Raw genomic sequence first — 16,257 nt, 5'->3', positions numbered from 1 at the left:
CCTTGACGTATTGCTCGATCGTCGGTAGTCGGAAAGAGGCGTCAAGGATGAGTTCTGCACCGGTGTCCGCGCACGGCTTCGTCGGCGTACGGGGCCGCGGTTATCGCCCGGAGCAGGTGGACCGGATGGTGGCCGCGCTGTCGGCGGAACGGGACGGGGCGCGGGAGCAGGTGGCGCGGCTGACGGCGCTGGCGGAGCGGCTCGTGGCCGAGTCGGCCCGGCTGGACGAGGCCGTCGCCGCGCTGGCGCCGCAGGACTACGCCTCGTTGGGGGAGCGGGCGCAGCAGATTCTGGCGCTCGCCGAGGGGGAGTCGGAGACGGTCCGGGGCGCCGCTCTGGAGGAGTCGCAGGCGCTGCGCGACGAGGCGGATGCGGCGGCACGGACCCTGCGCGAGTCGGCGAGGGCCGATGCGGAGGCGATGCGGTCGGCGGCGACGGCCCATGCCGAGCAGGTGCTGGCGGCGGCCGAGGGATCGGCCGGTGAGGCACGGGCCGCGGCCCGGCTGGAGGCGGCGCAGGTGCGCGAGGAGTCCGAGGCCGCGATGGAGGCGACCCGGAGCCGTACCGCGAGTGTGCTGTCCCATCAGGAGCAGGAGCACGGCGAGCGCTGGAAGGCCGCCGGGCAGGAGCTGGCGGATGCCGAGGCGGCGCAGTCGGCGGAGCACGTGGAGCTGACGCAGCGGGCGGAGGCCGGTCTGGCCGGGGCGCGGCGCGCGCTGGCCGAGGCCGAGGAGGCCGCGCGGCACGGCCAGGAGGACGCGGAGGCGCAGGGGGCGGAGCTGATCGCGGCGGCCCGGGTGCGCGAGGAGCGGGTGGTGCGGGAGACGGAGCGGATCCTGCGCGAGCACGAGGAGGGGCGCGAGGACGTGCAGGCGCACATGGCGCATGTGCGTCACTCGCTGGCGGCGCTGACCGGACGGGTGGCTCCGGCGGAGGACTGAGGGGCGAGGCCGCGGGCGGGGAGCGGTGCGGGGGCGCTGAGGGTTCTGCGGCCGGGCTCCGGGGGCGTGCCGGGGAGGTCTCGCGGCCGGGTTTCGGGGGCGTCGCGGCCGGGGGCCGGGGTGGTCGCGCGCGGTCAGGGGCGCGGCCAGGGGCGCGCGGAGATCTGCTCGATTCCGGTGTTGAAACGCTTGAGATAGCCGGCGAAGGCGGCGATGTCGTCGTCCGGCCAGTCCTTCATGACCTGGTCCAGGGAGTGGACGACGCGTTCGCGTTCCGCGTCGAGCAGTTCCGTGCCCCGGTCGGTGATGCGGAACTTGCGGGCCATGCCGCCGTCGGGGTCGGCGATGCGCTCGACCAGCCCGGCGCGGGTCACGGCGGCCGTCTGGCGGTTGAGAGTGGAGGCGTCGAGGCCGAAGGCGTCGCTCAGTTCACCGTTGGACATGGGCCCCTGGACGAGCAGGCGGCTCAGCAGGGTGTAGGCGCTCCGGTCCAGGAGGGCGTTCTTGTGGCGTCCGCCCCGGTGGTCGGCGAGGCTGTGGCGCCCGAGCAGCATCTGCTCGTACTCCACCGCTTCTGTGGGCCTCGGCATGTCTGCGGCCTCCTGCTTCTGCTGCTTCCGCGCCGGGATCGGTCGCGCGTCGGATTCTGGCGACGGCTCATGCTCTCATGTGATGTGCATAGGACACGTAGCGTGTATGGCACATTAGGCATGTACGATGCACATCGCTGTCCCGGTAGGCGGGACCACAACCCCCTCAAGGAGTCCCTCCTCATGGATGCCCCCCGGCCGACAGCCAGATCAGGCGGTGTGATCGCCACCCTCGCCTTCGCCGGCACCGTGGCGGCGGTCATGCAGACCCTGGTCACACCGCTCATCGCGGAGCTGCCGCAGATCCTCGACACGACCTCCTCCAACGCCGCCTGGGTGATCACGGCCACCCTGCTGGTCTCGGCCGTGTGCGTGCCGGTCTCCGGACGGCTGGGCGACCTGCTGGGCAAGCGCCGGATGCTGCTCGTGTGCGCGGTGCCGCTGTTCGCCGGCTCGGTGGTCTGCGCGCTCTCGTCCACCGTGGTCCCCATGATCGTCGGACGTGGTCTGCAGGGCATGGGCATGGGCATGGTGCCGCTCGGCATCGCCCTGCTGCGCGACGTGGTGCCGAAGGAGAAGCTGAGCTCCTCCATCGCGCTGGTCAGCGCCTCCCTCGGTATCGGCGGCGCCCTCGGTCTGCCGATCGCCTCGGCGGTCGCCCAGTACGCGAACTGGCGGGTGCTGTTCTGGGGCTCCGCCGTGCTGGCCCTCGCCATCTTCGTGCTGGTCTGGTTCCTGATCCCGGATGTCCCGGCCGCCGCCAAGGGGCAGCGCTTCGACATGCCCGGCGCCCTCGGCCTGGCCGCCGGCCTGGTCTGCCTGCTCCTCGCCGTGTCCAAGGGGGCGGAGTGGGGCTGGGGTTCCACGACGACGGTCGGCCTGTTCGCCGCGGCCGTCGTGGTGCTCGTCGCCTGGGGTTTCTGGGAGCTGCGCACCAAGGACCCGCTGGTCGACCTGCGCACCACGGCCCGCCCGCGCGTGCTCATCACCAACCTCGCGTCGCTCTTCGTCGGCTTCGGCATGTACGCCGGCATGCTGATCGCGCCGCAGCTGCTGCAGTTCCCCGAGGCCACCGGCTACGGCCTGGGCCAGTCGATGCTCCAGGCGGGTCTGTGGATGGCCCCCGGCGGCGTCATGATGATGATCGTCTCCCCGCTGGGCGGAAAGCTCACTGATGCCCGCGGCCCCAAGTTCACGCTGATCAGCGGTGTGCTGGTCATCGCGGCGGCCTACGGACTGGGCATCCTCCTCATGGGCTCCGCCTGGGGCCTGATGCTGTTCCTCATGGTCAGCAGCAGCGGTGTCGGCCTCGCCTACGGGGCGATGCCCGCACTGATCATGAGCTCGGTCCCGGCGTCCGAGACGGCCGCCGCCAACGCGTTCAACACCCTGATGCGCGCGCTCGGCACGTCGATCGGCGCCGCCGTGATCGGCGCGGTCCTCGGACAGATGACCACGAAGACGGCCGGCTACACCTTCACCTCCGAGGCCGGGTTCCGTACGGGCCTCATGTTCGGCTGCGGTGTCGCCCTCGTCGCCGTGGTGATCTCCACGTTCATCCCGGCCGTGCGCGCCTCGGCCGCCGCGGGCGAGAAGGCCGACGAGTCCGCCTCGCCGGAGGTGGCCGCGGCCAAGGGCTGACCCGGCCCCGCGGTCCCGCCACAGCCGAACTGCCCGGCTCCGTCCCCCACGAGGGGCCCGGAGCCGGGCAGTTCGGCGTCACGGCCGCCCGGAGCGGCCTCCCGGGCGGCGTCGTGCTCCGCAGCCGGGAGAGGCCGCTCCGGCCGCGGCCGGCGTGCTACTTGAGGTCGAGAAGCTGTTCCAGCGGGTCGATCGCGAAGTACACGAGGAAGAGCGCCGCGGTCATCCAGAGGAGCCAGTGGACCTCACGGGCCTTGCCCAGGCACGCCTTGATGACGACGTAGGTGACGAAGCCCGCGCCGATGCCGTTGGTGATGGAGTAGGTGAGCGGCATGACGGTGATGGTGAGGAACGCCGGGATGGCGAGGTCGTAGCGGTCCCAGTCGATGTGCTTGACCTGGGTCATCATCAGGAACCCGACCGCGACGAGTGCGGGCGAAGCGGCCTGCATGGGCACGATGGTCAGCACGGGGGCGAAGAAGAGCGCCAGGGCGAACATGCCGCCCGTGACGAGGTTGGCGAAGCCGGTGCGGGCGCCCTCGCCGACACCTGCGGCGGACTCGACGTAGGTGGTGGCGGACGAGGCGGAGGCGGCACCACCGGCGACCGCGGCCGCGCCGTCGATGAGCAGGACCCGGCCCAGACCCGGCACCTGTCCCCGTTCGTCGAGGAGCCCGGCCTCGGCGGTGACGCCGACGACGGTGCCCATCGTGTCGAAGAAGTCCGACAGGATGAGGGTGAAGATCAGCAGGATGACCGTCAGGACGCTGATCTGGCCGAACGAGCCGAACAGGTCGAACTGGCCGAGCAGCCCGAAGTCGGGTGCGGCGACGGGCTTGTCGGGCATGGAGGGGACGGTCAGGCCCCAGGACTTCACGTCGGCCAGCGAGTTGATGACGATGGAGAGCACGGTCATCACGACGATGCTGATGAGGATGGCGCCCTTGACCTTGCGGGCCAGGAGGACGATCGTCATGATCACGCCGAGGCAGAAGACGAGCATGGGCCAGCCCGTGAGGGTGCCGCTGCCGAGCTGGACGGGAACGGTGGTGTTCGCGGCGTCCGGGATGCGGGTGACGAACCCGGCGTCGACGAAACCGATGAACGCGATGAACAGGCCGATGCCGACGCTGATGGCTTGTTTGAGAGCCTGCGGGATGGCGTGCATGATCGCTTCGCGCAGACCCGACGCCACGAGCACGCAGATCAGCAGACCTTCGAGCACGATGAGCCCCATCGCCTCGTCCCAGGCCATGAGGGGGGCGACCTGGTACGCGACGACGGCGTTGATGCCCAGGCCCGCGGCCAGGGCGAGCGGCAGGTTGCCGCCCACGCCCATGATCAGGGTCATCACCGCAGCCACGAGGGCGGTGGCGGTCACCAGCTGAACCGTGTCCAGCTGCTCGCCGAACTTGTCCTTCGCGCCGCCGAGGATGATCGGGTTGAGCACGAGGATGTACGCCATGGTGAAGAACGTGGCGAAGCCGCCGCGAATCTCCCGGCCGTAGGTCGATCCGCGTTCGGTGATGCGGAAGAACCGGTCGAGGCCGCCTTCACCGGATCTGGTCGCCGGTATCTCGGCCTGGCTGGTCTTGCTGGGTTGCATGGATACGTCTCCTGGGCCTGCAACGGACAAGGGGGAAGAGGCGGACCGCTGCTGCCGGGCACAGCTGACAGGCAGTTGTGCGAACACACATGCGGTGCCTTGCGAGCGGATCATACGTGCCAGGGCCGCACGCTCAAGGGCCTTGCCCCATAAGGCTGTTGCTGACTCGAAGCGTCTGTCGGTTCCTACGGAATCGACGGTGATCTATGGAGTCAAACCGTGATTCAGGCGACAGCGGTTGTGGATTTTCTGGTGACGCTGCCCATACGTTCTGTGCGTGCACCCTCCACCCCCTTTCAATGCGCGCGCTGCCCGAGCCCTGCGTGAGAAGCTCGGGATGGCCCACGGCCACGTCGCTTACGCAATGAGGGCCTCCTTCGGGACGGCTCACGTCTCCCCGGAACACATCGCGGCGTGGGAAGGCGGCACCGCACTGCCCGATCCCCATGAACTCGCCGCGCTGGCAGGCGCGTTGTGGTGCCACCCCAGCGAGATCATGGGGCACCCTCGGACGCTGCGCGAGCACCGCGTCGCCTGCGGGATATCGGCCGAGGACGTCGCTCGCGGTACGGGCCTGCCCCTGGACGCCTACCTCCGCATGGAGGAGACCGGCCGGTGGACCGGTGACCAGAGGCAGTCCGTGAAACTCGGCAGCCTGCTCCGCCTCCCGCCGCGCGACCACATCGCCATCACCGGCCTGGAGGGCGAACTCGCCCGCCTGCTCACCGAAGCCGTCAGCACCAGGTGGCAGGCGCATGTCCGCGCCATCGCCAAGCTCATCTCCGTGGAGCGCAAGCAGCTGAACGGGCCGCTGGACTCCATGTACCACGAGTACCAGGCCCTCATGGCGGCCACACTCAGCCGGGCCAGCGGCAGCACCGCCTCCGGCGAGGACGGGCGGCGCTATGTCGAGGAGATCGTCGACCACTTCTGGGCCAGGCTGGAGGAGCGTTCCTGAGGGGCAGCCCTCGGCCGGTCCGCCCTCGCCCGGCGACGCCGCACGCCACTCGGTACCCCGGTCGTGCCGCCTGCTGGCGGCCTGGTGCCGTACCCGGGCAGGACGGCGGGTCGGCCTCAGGCGCGCGGACCCGCCAGTCCGTGGCGCCGGGCCCAGGCGTCGACGGCCGCGGCGAGCTCCTCGGGCCGGTCCTCCGGGGAGTGGTGGCCGGCCGGTCCGTGGCGGGAGACCTCAAGACCCGCGATGTTCTCCTCGCACCAGGCCACCGCCCCCCGGCCGGTCATCGCGCCCGGGCCTGGCTCGAACGCGGCCAGCAGCTTCGGGACTTCGGGGCTCGCGGCGAGCCAGGCACCGTAGCGCTCGACGCGCGCCACGACGTCCGCGGGCTCACCGTCCAACGGCATCATGCGCGCCCACGCCAGGATCGGGCGACGGCTCTCCGGGGTCGGGAAGGGGCGGCGGTAGACGTCGAGGTCGGCGGGGGACGGAGGGGTGACCACGGTGTCCGGGAACCTCTCGATGAACAGCGACTGGTCCAGGATCATGCGCTCGCCCACTCCCGGCGTACGCAGAAGGGTGAACAACTCACGTCCGGCCGACGGGAATTCGTCGCCGAACAGCGGTTTGACGATGGTCTCGGTGAAGGCGATGCCCCGGACCGTACCGGGGAGGCGCGCGGCCCGGTCGAAGGCGAGCGCACCGCCCCAGTCGTGCCCGATCAGCACGGCCTCGGCCAGGCCGAGCGCGTCGAACCAGGCGTCGAGGTGGCGGGCGTGGTCGTCGAAGGAGTAGGCGAGCTCCGGCTTCCCCGATTCGCCCATGCCGATGAGGTCGGGGGCCAGCAGCCGGCGGCCGGGCGCGGCCACACCAGGCAGGACGTCGCGCCACAGGTGCGAGGACGTGGGGTTGCCGTGGAGGAAGACGAACGGCAGACCGCCGGGGTCGCCGGACTCGCGGTAGTGGAGGGTGGAGCCGAGCACGGGAACGGTGGGCATCGCGGTGTCACATCACTTTCGGTTCGGGGTTTTCGATTCCGTACGGGTCACAGGCCCGGGCTCAGGACGCGGTCGACGGTGATCTCGACGACGACCAGGTCCGGCGGGGTGGGCGGGGCCGCCCCGTAGCGGGCGGTGTAGCGGCTGACCGCCGCTGCCAGGCGTACCGGGTCGTCGCTGACCTCGGCCCGGCCTTCGAGGGTGATCCAGCGGAAGCCGTCCGCCTGGCAGAGCGCGACGGGCGCCCCCGCGCCCCGCGCCGCCATGTTGCGGGACTTGCGGGCTCCCGCCCGGGTGGTCACCCGCGCCAGACGGGTGGACGCGTCGTAGGTGAAGCGGACGGGGGCCACGTGCGGGGTGCCGTCCGGGCGCAGGGTGGTGAGCGTGGCCGTGCGGGGGAGGGCGAGGAACTCCCTCTCGCCGGAGGTGAGTTCGTTGGCCGTCCGGCTCACTTCTTCTTCACGCCCTCGTTCCAGATCAGCTTGGCGATGTTCGGTCTCACGGCGGTGGTGACGACGCCCATGGCCGCACGGACGTAGCGCCGCTCCGTCAGCTCGCGCAGCATGCTCGCGGCGAGGTCCGCACGGGCGGTGAAGACGCCGTCGGCGCTGGTCCGCTCGGTGCGGTAGTCCGTGACGACGGGGTGCTCGAAGAGGCCCGACGGGCGTACGAGGGTCCAGTCGAGGCCGGTCCGGCGGATCACGGCCTCCATGCGGCGCATGTCCTCGTGGAGGGTGCGGCCGAGGCGGCGGTTGACCAGCGGGTCGAGCACATGGTTGAAGAAGTGCGCGCCGGTGGGCCGCCAGTCCGGGTCGGCGATGCTGGAGCTGACGGTGAGCAGCCGCCCGATGCCGTGGCGGGCCATGGCTTCGGTGATCGCCGTGGCGCTCGCCGAGTACGTGGTGACGGTCTGCTTGCTGAAGCGTGTGCCCAGCGCGGAGAGTACGGCGTCGGTCCCGCCGATCGCAGCGTCGACGGCCGCGGGGTCGGTGGCATCGGCGACGGCCACGGTGAGGCCGGGGCGTGCGGGCAGGGAGCCGGGGCGGCGGGTGACGGCGACGACCTGGTGACCGGCGGCGAGGGCCTGTTCGGTGAGATGGCTGCCGGTCGGTCCGTTGGCGCCGAAGACTGCGATACGCATGGTGTCGTGGTCCTTCGTGTCGGTGGCGGAACGGCCTTGACTGTGCCGACCACGGAACGCAGGCTCAACGCTGATGAATAACGCCGTCCCCGCCGCCGCCCGGACCCGAGGCCGCCCCCGCGGCAATCCGCCGACCCGCGAGTCGATCGTCCCGGTGGCCCGTGCGCTGTTCCTGGAGCGCGGCTACCGGGCCACGACCCTGCGCGCGGTGGCCGGGGCCGCCGGGGTCGACGCGGCGCTGATCGCGTACCACTTCGGCTCGAAGAAGGGCCTGTTCGCCGACGTGATGCAGTTCCAGTGCGCCAACGCGCTGGCGGTGGACGAGGTCCTCGGCGGTGATCCGGCCACGCTTCCCGGCCGGCTGATCGACGCGGTGACGGACCTGTGGGAGGACGCGGACTTCCGCCGGCTGACCGCGCAGGGCGAGGAGGCCGCCGCTGTGATCCGCGAATACCTGGAACGCGAACTGCTGGCCCGCCTTGTTGAATTCCTCGGCGGCCCCGACGCGACCGCCCGTGCCACCGCCGTCGTGACGATCCTCGGCGGGCTCATCTACACCCGCTACCTCAATCCGCTCGCCACCCCGGCCGCCCTCACCCCGGCTCAGACGCGCACCGTCCTCACCCCCGCCCTGCGCGCGGCACTGGCCCCGAGGAAGCGCACCGGAGCAGGCCACAGGGCCTGAGACGCCCGCGCCGGGCCCCCGCCGCTCCACCCAGCGGCCGGGACCCACGGGTGCAGCCCCTGAGAGACCTCTCCACCCAGGGGCCCAGACCCCTAGGGGTAGCTCCTTACTCCGGCCCAGGGGCCGTTCCTCCCGGCGGAGGACGTGGTCCGCCCCGCCCGCTCCGTAGCGTGGTCATGCACCGGGAACGCACCGCGACCGCGGCAGACCACAGGGGGCGGGGTGGGGAAAACCCCACCCGAAGACTGCGCTGGGCACCAGCGCGCCGGACCCCCTCCAGCGACCAGACTTCACAGCAGAACGGCGACAACCCGTCGTCCGCCGACATAGGAGAAAAACCGTGACAACGGCTGTAACCATGACCAGGCACGGGGGCACTGGAGGGCGTACGGCCGTGGCTGCGCGAGCGCGGCAGGTCGTCAAGGCGTACGGGGTCGGCGAGACCCGGGTCGTCGCGCTCGACCACGTCGACGTCGACATCGCCCGCGGCCAGTTCACGGCCATCATGGGCCCGTCCGGCTCCGGCAAGTCCACGCTGATGCACTGCCTCGCCGGCCTGGACACCGTGACCTCCGGACAGATCCACCTCGCCGAGACCGAGATCACCGGACTCAAGGACAAGAAGCTCACCCAGCTGCGCCGCGACCGCATCGGCTTCATCTTCCAGGCGTTCAACCTCCTGCCGACGCTCAACGCGCTGGAGAACATCACGCTGCCGATGGACATCGCGGGCCGTAAGCCGGACGCCGCCTGGCTCCGGCAGGTCGTCGAGACCGTCGGCCTCGCCGAGCGGCTCAAGCACCGGCCGACCGAGCTCTCCGGCGGCCAGCAGCAGCGCGTCGCGGTCGCCCGGGCACTCGCCGCCCAGCCGGAGATCATCTTCGGTGACGAGCCGACCGGGAACCTGGACTCGCGGGCCGGCGCCGAGGTGCTGAACTTCCTCCGCAAGTCCGTCGACGAGCTCGGCCAGACCATCGTCATGGTCACCCACGACCCGGTCGCCGCCTCCTACGCCGACCGCGTGCTGTACCTCGCGGACGGACGCATCGTCGACGAGATGCTCAACCCCACCGCCGACCAGGTGCTGGACCGCATGAAGGACTTCGACGCGCGCGGGCGGACGTCATGACCGTGTGGAAGACCTCGATGCGCAACTTCTTCGCGCACAAGGGACGCATGGCGCTCTCCGCCGTCGCCGTCCTGCTGTCGGTGGCGTTCGTGTGCGGCACGCTCGTCTTCACCGACACGATGAACACCACGTTCGACAAGCTCTTCGCCGCGACCTCGGCCGACGTCACCGTCAGCCCGAAGACGGCGAAGGCCGACGAGACCCCCGGGAACGGCAAGCCCCAGTCGCTGCCCGCCTCCGTGATCGCCCAGGTCGAGAAGGCCGACGGGGTCAAGACGGCCGAGGGCGCCGTCTCCAGCTCCGCGGTCACCGTCGTCGACAGCCACAACAAGAACATGGGGTCCGACACGGGAGCCCCGACGATCGCCGGCAACTGGACGCAGAACGACCTGCGTTCCATGGAGATCACCTCCGGCCACGCCCCGCGCGGCCCGACCGAGGTCATGGTCGACGCCGACACCGCGGACAAGCACAACCTGAAGATCGGCGACGAGCTGCGCACCATCGCGGTCACCGGCGACATCAGGGCGCGCATCAGCGGTATCGCCACCTTCAAGGTCACCAACCCGGGCGCGGCCATCGTCTACCTCGACACGGCCACCGCCCAGCGCAAGCTCCTCGGCAGCGCCGACGTCTTCACCCAGATCTCCATCACCGCCGAACCCGGCGTCAGCGACGCCCGGTTGAAGCAGAGCGTCAGCGCCGCGCTGGACGGCTCGGCCGCGTACAAGGTGCAGACCCAGAAGGAGGCCGCGGAGGCCAACAAGGACTCCATGGGCGACTTCCTCGACGTCATGAAGTACGCGATGCTCGGCTTCGCCGGGATCGCCTTCCTCGTCGGCATCTTCCTGATCGTCAACACCTTCTCGATGCTGGTCGCCCAGCGGACCCGCGAGATCGGCCTGATGCGGGCCATCGGCTCCAGCCGCAAGCAGGTCAACCGGTCGGTGCTGCTCGAAGCGGTGCTCCTCGGCATCGTCGGATCGGTCCTCGGCGTCGTGGCCGGCGTCGGTCTGGCGGTCGGGCTGATGAAACTGATGGGCGCCATCGGTATGGAGCTGTCCACCGGCGACCTCACCGTCGCCTGGACGACCCCGGTGGTCGGGCTCGCGCTCGGCATCATCGTGACCGTCCTGGCCGCCTACGTCCCGGCCCGCCGGGCCGGCAAGGTCTCCCCGATGGCCGCCCTGCGCGACGCCGGAACGCCGGCGGACGCCAAGTCCGGGTGGATCAGGGCCGCCATCGGCCTCGTCCTCACCGGCGGCGGCGCGGCCGCCCTCTGGGCCACGACGCAGGCGGACAAGTCGAGCGACGGCTCGCTCTACCTCGGCCTGGGTGTGGTCCTCACCCTCATCGGCTTCATCGTCATCGGCCCGCTGCTCGCCGGGGTCGTCGTACGGGCACTCAGCGTCGTCGTCCTCAGGTTCTTCGGCCCGGTCGGCCGGCTGGCCGAGCGCAACGCGCTGCGCAACCCGCGGCGTACCGGTGCGACCGGTGCGGCCCTGATGATCGGCCTGGCCCTGGTGGCCTGCCTGTCGGTGGTGGGCTCCTCCATGGTGGCCTCGGCCACGGACGCACTGGACAAGTCGGTGGGGGCGGACTTCATCGTGCAGGTGGGCGGCGGTGACGGCAGGCCGCTCACCAAGCAGACCAGCGCGGCGGTCGAGGGCGCCCCGCACCTCGCACACGTCACGCACGCGAAGGAGGTGCCGGCCCGGCTGACCCTGCCGGACGGCTCCACCGCGAAGGTGGGCCTGAGCGCCACCGATCCGACGTACACACAGGATCTTTCCCGCGACACGCTCTCGGGAGACCTCTCCGCCGTCTACGGCAAGGACGCGATGTCCGTCGGCTCGAAGTTCGCGGAGCGCCACGGGGTCGAGGTCGGTGACGAGCTGACGGCCGCCTTCGACCACGGCAGGACGGCCCGGCTGAAGATCGCCGCGGTCACCTCCGACGACTCCGCGCTCGACTCCGGGGCGATGTACACGAACCTCACCACGGTCGCGCGGTACGTCCCGGCCGACAGCATGCCCCTGGACTCGGTGCTGTTCGCGAAGGCGGCACCGGACCAGCAGGACCAGGCGTACGAATCGCTCAAGGCGGCCGTGGCCGGCGATCCGACGGTCAAGGTGTTCGACCAGACCGACTTCAAGCAGAACCTGAAGGACCAGATCGGCCAGCTGCTGAACATCGTCTACGGCCTGCTCGCCCTGGCGATCGTCGTCGCGGTGCTCGGGGTCGTGAACACCCTCGCCCTGTCGGTCGTCGAGCGGACCCGCGAGATCGGTCTGATGCGCGCCATCGGCCTCTCCCGCCGCCAGCTGCGCCGGATGATCCGGCTGGAGTCCGTGGTCATCGCCCTGTTCGGCGCCCTGCTCGGCCTCGGTCTGGGCATGGGCTGGGGCACCTCGGCCCAGAAGCTGCTGGCACTGGAGGGCCTCGGCGTCCTGGAGATCCCGTGGCCGACGATCATCACGGTGTTCGTCGCCTCGGCCTTCGTGGGACTGTTCGCGGCGCTGGTCCCGGCCTTCCGGGCCGGGCGGATGAACGTCCTGAACGCCATCGCCACGGACGGGTGAGGCGGGGCCCGTCCGCGGGCCCGGGAACCAGGAGCAGGCAGCCGGCGGCACCCCTCGGGGCCGCCGGCTGCCTGCCTTCACCAGCTGAGGCGGTCCGTCACCGGTCCGTCATCGGTCCGCCGGGTGGCCGTCCACTTCCGGGCGTGTGGTCCCGGGGCCGCGGAAGCGGTGGAGCGCACCCGGCCGTCACGGACCGGGGACGCGGTGGCCGTCGTAGACTGACGGCTCCGGCCTCCGGGGCGTTCCTCCAAACGCCCCGGAGGCCGGATTCCGTAGGTGCGCTCGCGCCCTCTGCCGCGCGGCGCGCAGCCCGGTTGCGGAAGCGACGGTCACCCCGGAGTCGTACGCTGGACACCCCGGCCCGTGCGACGTGTCGGGCCCTTCGCGTTGCCCCTGGCAGCAGCCGGCTGTCAGATCTCGCCCTCGTTACCCGGACGGAAGCCCTTCATGAGCCTGCACGGTCTGCTGGATGTCGTCGTACATGACCCGGCGCTGTCCGAAGCGGTGAAGGCCGCCGGGGACGGCCACCGGATGCACATCGACCTGGTCGGTCCACCCGCCGCGCGCCCCTTCGCCGTGGCGGCACTGGCCCGCGACACCGGACGGACCGTGCTCGCCGTCACCGCGACCGGGCGCGAGGCCGAGGACCTGGCGGCCGCGCTGCGCACGCTGCTGCCGCCGGACACGATCGCGGAGTACCCGTCCTGGGAGACGCTGCCGCACGAGCGCCTGTCGCCCCGCTCCGACACCGTGGGGCGCCGGCTCGCCGTGCTGCGGCGGCTCGTGCACCCGAGGCAGGACGACCCGGAGACCGGGCCGGTCTCCGTCGTCGTCGCACCGATCCGTTCCGTGCTCCAGCCGCAGGTCAAGGGGCTCGGCGACCTGGAGCCCGTGGCGCTGCGGATCGGGCAGAGCGCGGATCTCGGCCGCACGGTCGAGGCGCTCGCGGCCGCCGCGTACGCCCGGGTCGAACTGGTCGAGAAGCGCGGTGAGTTCGCCGTACGCGGCGGCATTCTGGACGTCTTCCCGCCGACCGAGGAGCATCCGCTCCGGGTGGAGTTCTGGGGCGACGACGTCGAGGAGATCCGCTACTTCAAGGTCGCCGACCAGCGGTCGCTGGAGATCGCCGAACACGGACTGTGGGCGCCGCCCTGCCGCGAGCTGCTGCTGACCGACGAGGTCCGCGAACGGGCCGCCGCGCTCGCCGAGGCCCACCCCGAGCTGGGCGAACTCCTCAACAAGATCGCCGAGGGCATCGCGGTGGAGGGCATGGAGTCCCTCGCGCCGGTCCTCGTGGACGACATGGAACTGCTGATCGACGTCCTGCCCGAGGGCTCCATGGCCGTGGTCTGCGACCCCGAGCGGGTCCGTACCCGGGCCGCGGACCTGGTCGCCACCAGCCAGGAGTTCCTGGAGGCGTCGTGGGCGGCCACCGCGGGCGGCGGCGAGGCCCCGATCGACGTCGGCGCGGCCTCCCTGCGCGGCATCGCGGACGTCCGCGACCGGGCCCGCGAGCTGGAGATGATGTGGTGGTCCCTCTCCCCGTTCGCGGCGGACGAGGAACTGGGCGCCGACACCCTCAAGCTCCGGATGCACGCCCCGGAGGCGTACCGCGGCGACACCGCCCGCGCGCTCGCCGACACCAAGGGCTGGCTGGCCGAGGGCTGGCGTACGGTCTACGTCACCGAGGGCCAGGGTCTCGCCTCCCGTACCGTCGAGGTGCTGAGCGGCGAAGGCATCCCGGCCCGACTGGACGCGGACCTCGCCGAGATCTCCCCGTCCCTCGTCCACGTCTCCTGCGGTGCCATCGACCACGGCTTCGTCGACCACGAGCTCAGGATCGCCGTCCTCACCGAGACGGACCTGACCGGCCAGCGCACCGCCATCAAGGACCTGGGCCGGATGCCGGCCCGCCGCCGCAAGAGCATCGACCCGCTGACGCTGGAGACGGGCGACTACATCGTCCACGAGCAGCACGGCGTGGGCCGCTACATCGAGATGGTGCAGCGCACGGTGCAGGGCGCCACCCGCGAGTACCTCCTCGTCGAGTACGCCCCCGCCAAGCGCGGCCAGCCCGGCGACCGGCTCTACATCCCGACCGACCAGCTGGAACAGGTCACCAAGTACGTGGGCGGCGAGGCCCCCACCCTGCACCGGCTCGGCGGCGCCGACTGGACCAAGACGAAGGCGCGCGCCAAGAAGGCCGTCAAGGAGATCGCCGGCGACCTGATCAAGCTCTACGCGGCCCGGATGGCGGCCCCCGGCCACGTCTTCGGCCCGGACACCCCCTGGCAGCGCGAACTGGAGGACGCCTTCCCGCACGCGGAGACGCCCGACCAGCTCTCCACCATCGCCGAGGTCAAGGAGGACATGGAGAAGTCCGTCCCCATGGACCGGCTGATCTGCGGCGACGTCGGCTACGGCAAGACGGAGATCGCGGTCCGGGCGGCCTTCAAGGCGGTCCAGGACGGCAAGCAGGTCGCCGTCCTCGTCCCCACGACCCTCCTGGTCCAGCAGCACTACGGCACCTTCACCGAGCGGTACGCCCAGTTCCCCGTCAACGTACGGGCGCTGAGCCGCTTCCAGTCCGAGACCCAGTCCAAGGCGACCCTCGAAGGGCTCCGCGAAGGCTCCGTCGACCTGGTCATCGGCACCCACCGCCTGTTCTCCTCCGAGACGAAGTTCAAGGACCTGGGCCTGGTCATCGTCGACGAGGAGCAGCGCTTCGGCGTCGAGCACAAGGAGCAGCTGAAGAAGCTCCGCGCCAACGTGGACGTCCTCACCATGTCCGCGACGCCCATCCCCCGTACGCTCGAAATGGCGGTGACCGGCATCCGCGAGATGTCGACGATCACCACCCCGCCCGAGGAACGCCACCCGGTCCTGACCTTCGTCGGCCCGTACGAGGAGAAGCAGATCGGCGCGGCGATCCGCCGCGAACTGCTCCGTGAGGGCCAGGCGTTCTACATCCACAACCGGGTCGAGTCCATCGACCGCGCCGCCGCCCGGCTGCGCGAGATCGTCCCCGAGGCCAGGATCGCCACCGCCCACGGCCAGATGTCCGAACAGGCCCTGGAACAGGTGGTGGTGGACTTCTGGGAGAAGAAGTTCGACGTGCTGGTCTCCACCACGATCGTCGAGTCCGGCATCGACATCTCCAACGCCAACACCCTCATCGTGGAGCGCGGCGACAACTTCGGCCTCTCCCAGCTCCACCAGCTGCGCGGCCGCGTCGGCCGTGGCCGCGACCGCGGTTACGCCTACTTCCTCTACCCGCCGGAGAAGCCGCTCACCGAGACGGCCCACGAGCGCCTGGCCACGATCGCCCAGCACACCGAAATGGGCGCGGGCATGTACGTGGCCATGAAGGACCTCGAAATCCGCGGTGCGGGAAACCTTCTGGGCGGCGAACAGTCCGGCCACATCGCGGGGGTCGGCTTCGACCTGTACATCCGCATGGTCGGCGAGGCGGTGGCCGGCTACCGGGCCTCCCTCGAAGGCGAGGTGGAGGAGGAGCCGCCCCTGGAGGTCAAGATCGAGCTCCCGGTCGACGCGCACGTCCCGCACGACTACGCCCCCGGCGAGCGGCTGCGCCTGCAGGCCTACCGCTCCATCGCCTCGGCCTCCTCGGAGGAGGACATCAGGGCGGTGCGCGAGGAGCTCACCGACCGTTACGGCAAGCTCCCGGAGCCGGTCGAGAACCTCCTGCTGGTGGCGGGCCTGCGCATGCTGGCCCGCGCCTGCGGGGTCGGGGACATCGTGCTCCAGGGGTCGAACATCCGGTTCGCGCCGGTGGAGCTGCGCGAGTCGCAGGAGCTGCGCCTGAAGCGCCTGTACCCGAAGACGATCATCAAGCCGGCCCTGCACCAGATCCTGGTGCCGCGCCCCACCGGGGGCAGGATCGGCGGCAAGCCGGTGGTGGGACGCGAACTGCTGGCGTGGACCGGGGAGTTCCTGACGACGATCCTGGGGTCGTGAGGTTTCGGGAG

12 protein-coding genes are annotated in these 16,257 nt (G+C 71.1%); 7 read left to right on the top strand and 5 right to left on the bottom strand.

Features of this window, described 5'->3' with window-relative positions; genetic code table 11:
• Positions 1–47 precede the first annotated feature (47 nt).
• Positions 48–941, top strand: coding sequence for a cellulose-binding protein (locus tag ACGFZA_RS27490; RefSeq protein WP_385287602.1), 894 nt, complete (start codon positions 48–50; stop codon positions 939–941).
• A gap of 134 nt (positions 942–1,075) precedes the next feature.
• On the opposite strand, the gene ACGFZA_RS27485 is transcribed toward ACGFZA_RS27490, so the two are convergent.
• On the bottom strand, positions 1,076–1,531 hold the full coding sequence (locus ACGFZA_RS27485) for a MarR family winged helix-turn-helix transcriptional regulator (protein WP_385287604.1): 456 nt from the start codon (positions 1,529–1,531) through the stop codon (positions 1,076–1,078).
• Positions 1,532–1,714: 183 nt separating this feature from the next.
• Between ACGFZA_RS27485 and ACGFZA_RS27480 the strand changes: the two genes are divergently transcribed.
• The gene (locus tag ACGFZA_RS27480; protein ID WP_393682549.1) at positions 1,715–3,172 is read left to right on the top strand and encodes an MFS transporter; all 1,458 of its coding nucleotides are present in this window, start codon (positions 1,715–1,717) and stop codon (positions 3,170–3,172) included.
• A 157-nt stretch (positions 3,173–3,329) separates the two neighbouring features.
• Here the strand turns inward: ACGFZA_RS27480 and ACGFZA_RS27475 are convergent, their stop codons facing one another.
• Positions 3,330–4,778: an NCS2 family permease gene (locus tag ACGFZA_RS27475; RefSeq protein ID WP_385287610.1), complete on the bottom strand. Its 1,449-nt coding sequence runs from the start codon at positions 4,776–4,778 to the stop codon at positions 3,330–3,332.
• A 337-nt stretch (positions 4,779–5,115) separates the two neighbouring features.
• On the opposite strand from ACGFZA_RS27475, the gene ACGFZA_RS27470 reads away from it, so the two are divergent.
• A complete protein-coding gene (locus ACGFZA_RS27470) occupies positions 5,116–5,736 on the top strand; it encodes a helix-turn-helix domain-containing protein (protein WP_385287612.1) in 621 nt (206 codons plus the stop codon).
• Between the two features lie 116 nt (positions 5,737–5,852).
• On the opposite strand, the gene ACGFZA_RS27465 is transcribed toward ACGFZA_RS27470, so the two are convergent.
• From ACGFZA_RS27465 to ACGFZA_RS27455, 3 genes are read right to left on the bottom strand one after another with little or no spacing between them, the layout of a single operon-like run.
• Complete coding sequence (locus ACGFZA_RS27465; RefSeq protein WP_385287615.1) at positions 5,853–6,731, bottom strand: haloalkane dehalogenase; 879 nt, start codon at positions 6,729–6,731, stop codon at positions 5,853–5,855.
• Between the two features lie 47 nt (positions 6,732–6,778).
• Entirely contained in the window at positions 6,779–7,183 is a 405-nt protein-coding gene (locus ACGFZA_RS27460) for a pyridoxamine 5'-phosphate oxidase family protein (protein ID WP_385287618.1), read from the bottom strand.
• Positions 7,180–7,872, bottom strand: a complete 693-nt coding sequence (locus ACGFZA_RS27455) for an NAD(P)-dependent oxidoreductase (protein ID WP_393682545.1) — start codon at positions 7,870–7,872, stop codon at positions 7,180–7,182. Before ACGFZA_RS27455 ends, ACGFZA_RS27460 begins: the two co-directional genes overlap by 4 nt.
• A gap of 73 nt (positions 7,873–7,945) precedes the next feature.
• Here ACGFZA_RS27455 and ACGFZA_RS27450 point away from each other — a divergent pair, with 73 nt between their 5' ends.
• The 4 genes from ACGFZA_RS27450 (at position 7,946) to mfd (ending at position 16,246) form a co-directional block, all read left to right on the top strand.
• On the top strand, positions 7,946–8,557 hold the full coding sequence (locus tag ACGFZA_RS27450) for a TetR family transcriptional regulator (RefSeq protein WP_385287623.1): 612 nt from the start codon (positions 7,946–7,948) through the stop codon (positions 8,555–8,557).
• A gap of 358 nt (positions 8,558–8,915) precedes the next feature.
• On the top strand, positions 8,916–9,686 hold the full coding sequence (locus ACGFZA_RS27445) for an ABC transporter ATP-binding protein (RefSeq protein WP_385287631.1): 771 nt from the start codon (positions 8,916–8,918) through the stop codon (positions 9,684–9,686).
• The gene (locus tag ACGFZA_RS27440) at positions 9,683–12,268 is read left to right on the top strand and encodes an ABC transporter permease (protein ID WP_393682542.1); all 2,586 of its coding nucleotides are present in this window, start codon (positions 9,683–9,685) and stop codon (positions 12,266–12,268) included. Before ACGFZA_RS27445 ends, ACGFZA_RS27440 begins: the two co-directional genes overlap by 4 nt.
• Positions 12,269–12,715: 447 nt before the next feature.
• Positions 12,716–16,246, top strand: a complete 3,531-nt coding sequence (mfd, locus tag ACGFZA_RS27435; RefSeq protein ID WP_393682540.1) for a transcription-repair coupling factor — start codon at positions 12,716–12,718, stop codon at positions 16,244–16,246.
• The last annotated feature ends 11 nt before the right edge of the window (positions 16,247–16,257 follow it).

This window comes from Streptomyces sp. NPDC048211 (genome assembly GCF_043202315.1).
Taxonomy (GTDB): Bacteria; Actinomycetota; Actinomycetes; order Streptomycetales; family Streptomycetaceae; genus Streptomyces.
This window is presented reverse-complemented; position numbering and strand designations above follow the sequence as displayed.

Coding starts and splice junctions, on each gene's coding strand:
- ACGFZA_RS27455 (WP_393682545.1), bottom strand. CDS start 7,872: ATGCGTATCGCAGTCTTCGGCGCCAACGGACCGACCGGCAGCCATCTC.
- ACGFZA_RS27490 (WP_385287602.1), top strand. CDS start 48: ATGAGTTCTGCACCGGTGTCCGCGCACGGCTTCGTCGGCGTACGGGGC.
- ACGFZA_RS27465 (WP_385287615.1), bottom strand. CDS start 6,731: ATGCCCACCGTTCCCGTGCTCGGCTCCACCCTCCACTACCGCGAGTCC.
- mfd (WP_393682540.1), top strand. CDS start 12,716: ATGAGCCTGCACGGTCTGCTGGATGTCGTCGTACATGACCCGGCGCTG.
- ACGFZA_RS27475 (WP_385287610.1), bottom strand. CDS start 4,778: ATGCAACCCAGCAAGACCAGCCAGGCCGAGATACCGGCGACCAGATCC.
- ACGFZA_RS27480 (WP_393682549.1), top strand. CDS start 1,715: ATGGATGCCCCCCGGCCGACAGCCAGATCAGGCGGTGTGATCGCCACC.
- ACGFZA_RS27470 (WP_385287612.1), top strand. CDS start 5,116: ATGGCCCACGGCCACGTCGCTTACGCAATGAGGGCCTCCTTCGGGACG.
- ACGFZA_RS27445 (WP_385287631.1), top strand. CDS start 8,916: ATGACCAGGCACGGGGGCACTGGAGGGCGTACGGCCGTGGCTGCGCGA.
- ACGFZA_RS27440 (WP_393682542.1), top strand. CDS start 9,683: ATGACCGTGTGGAAGACCTCGATGCGCAACTTCTTCGCGCACAAGGGA.
- ACGFZA_RS27450 (WP_385287623.1), top strand. CDS start 7,946: ATGAATAACGCCGTCCCCGCCGCCGCCCGGACCCGAGGCCGCCCCCGC.
- ACGFZA_RS27485 (WP_385287604.1), bottom strand. CDS start 1,531: ATGCCGAGGCCCACAGAAGCGGTGGAGTACGAGCAGATGCTGCTCGGG.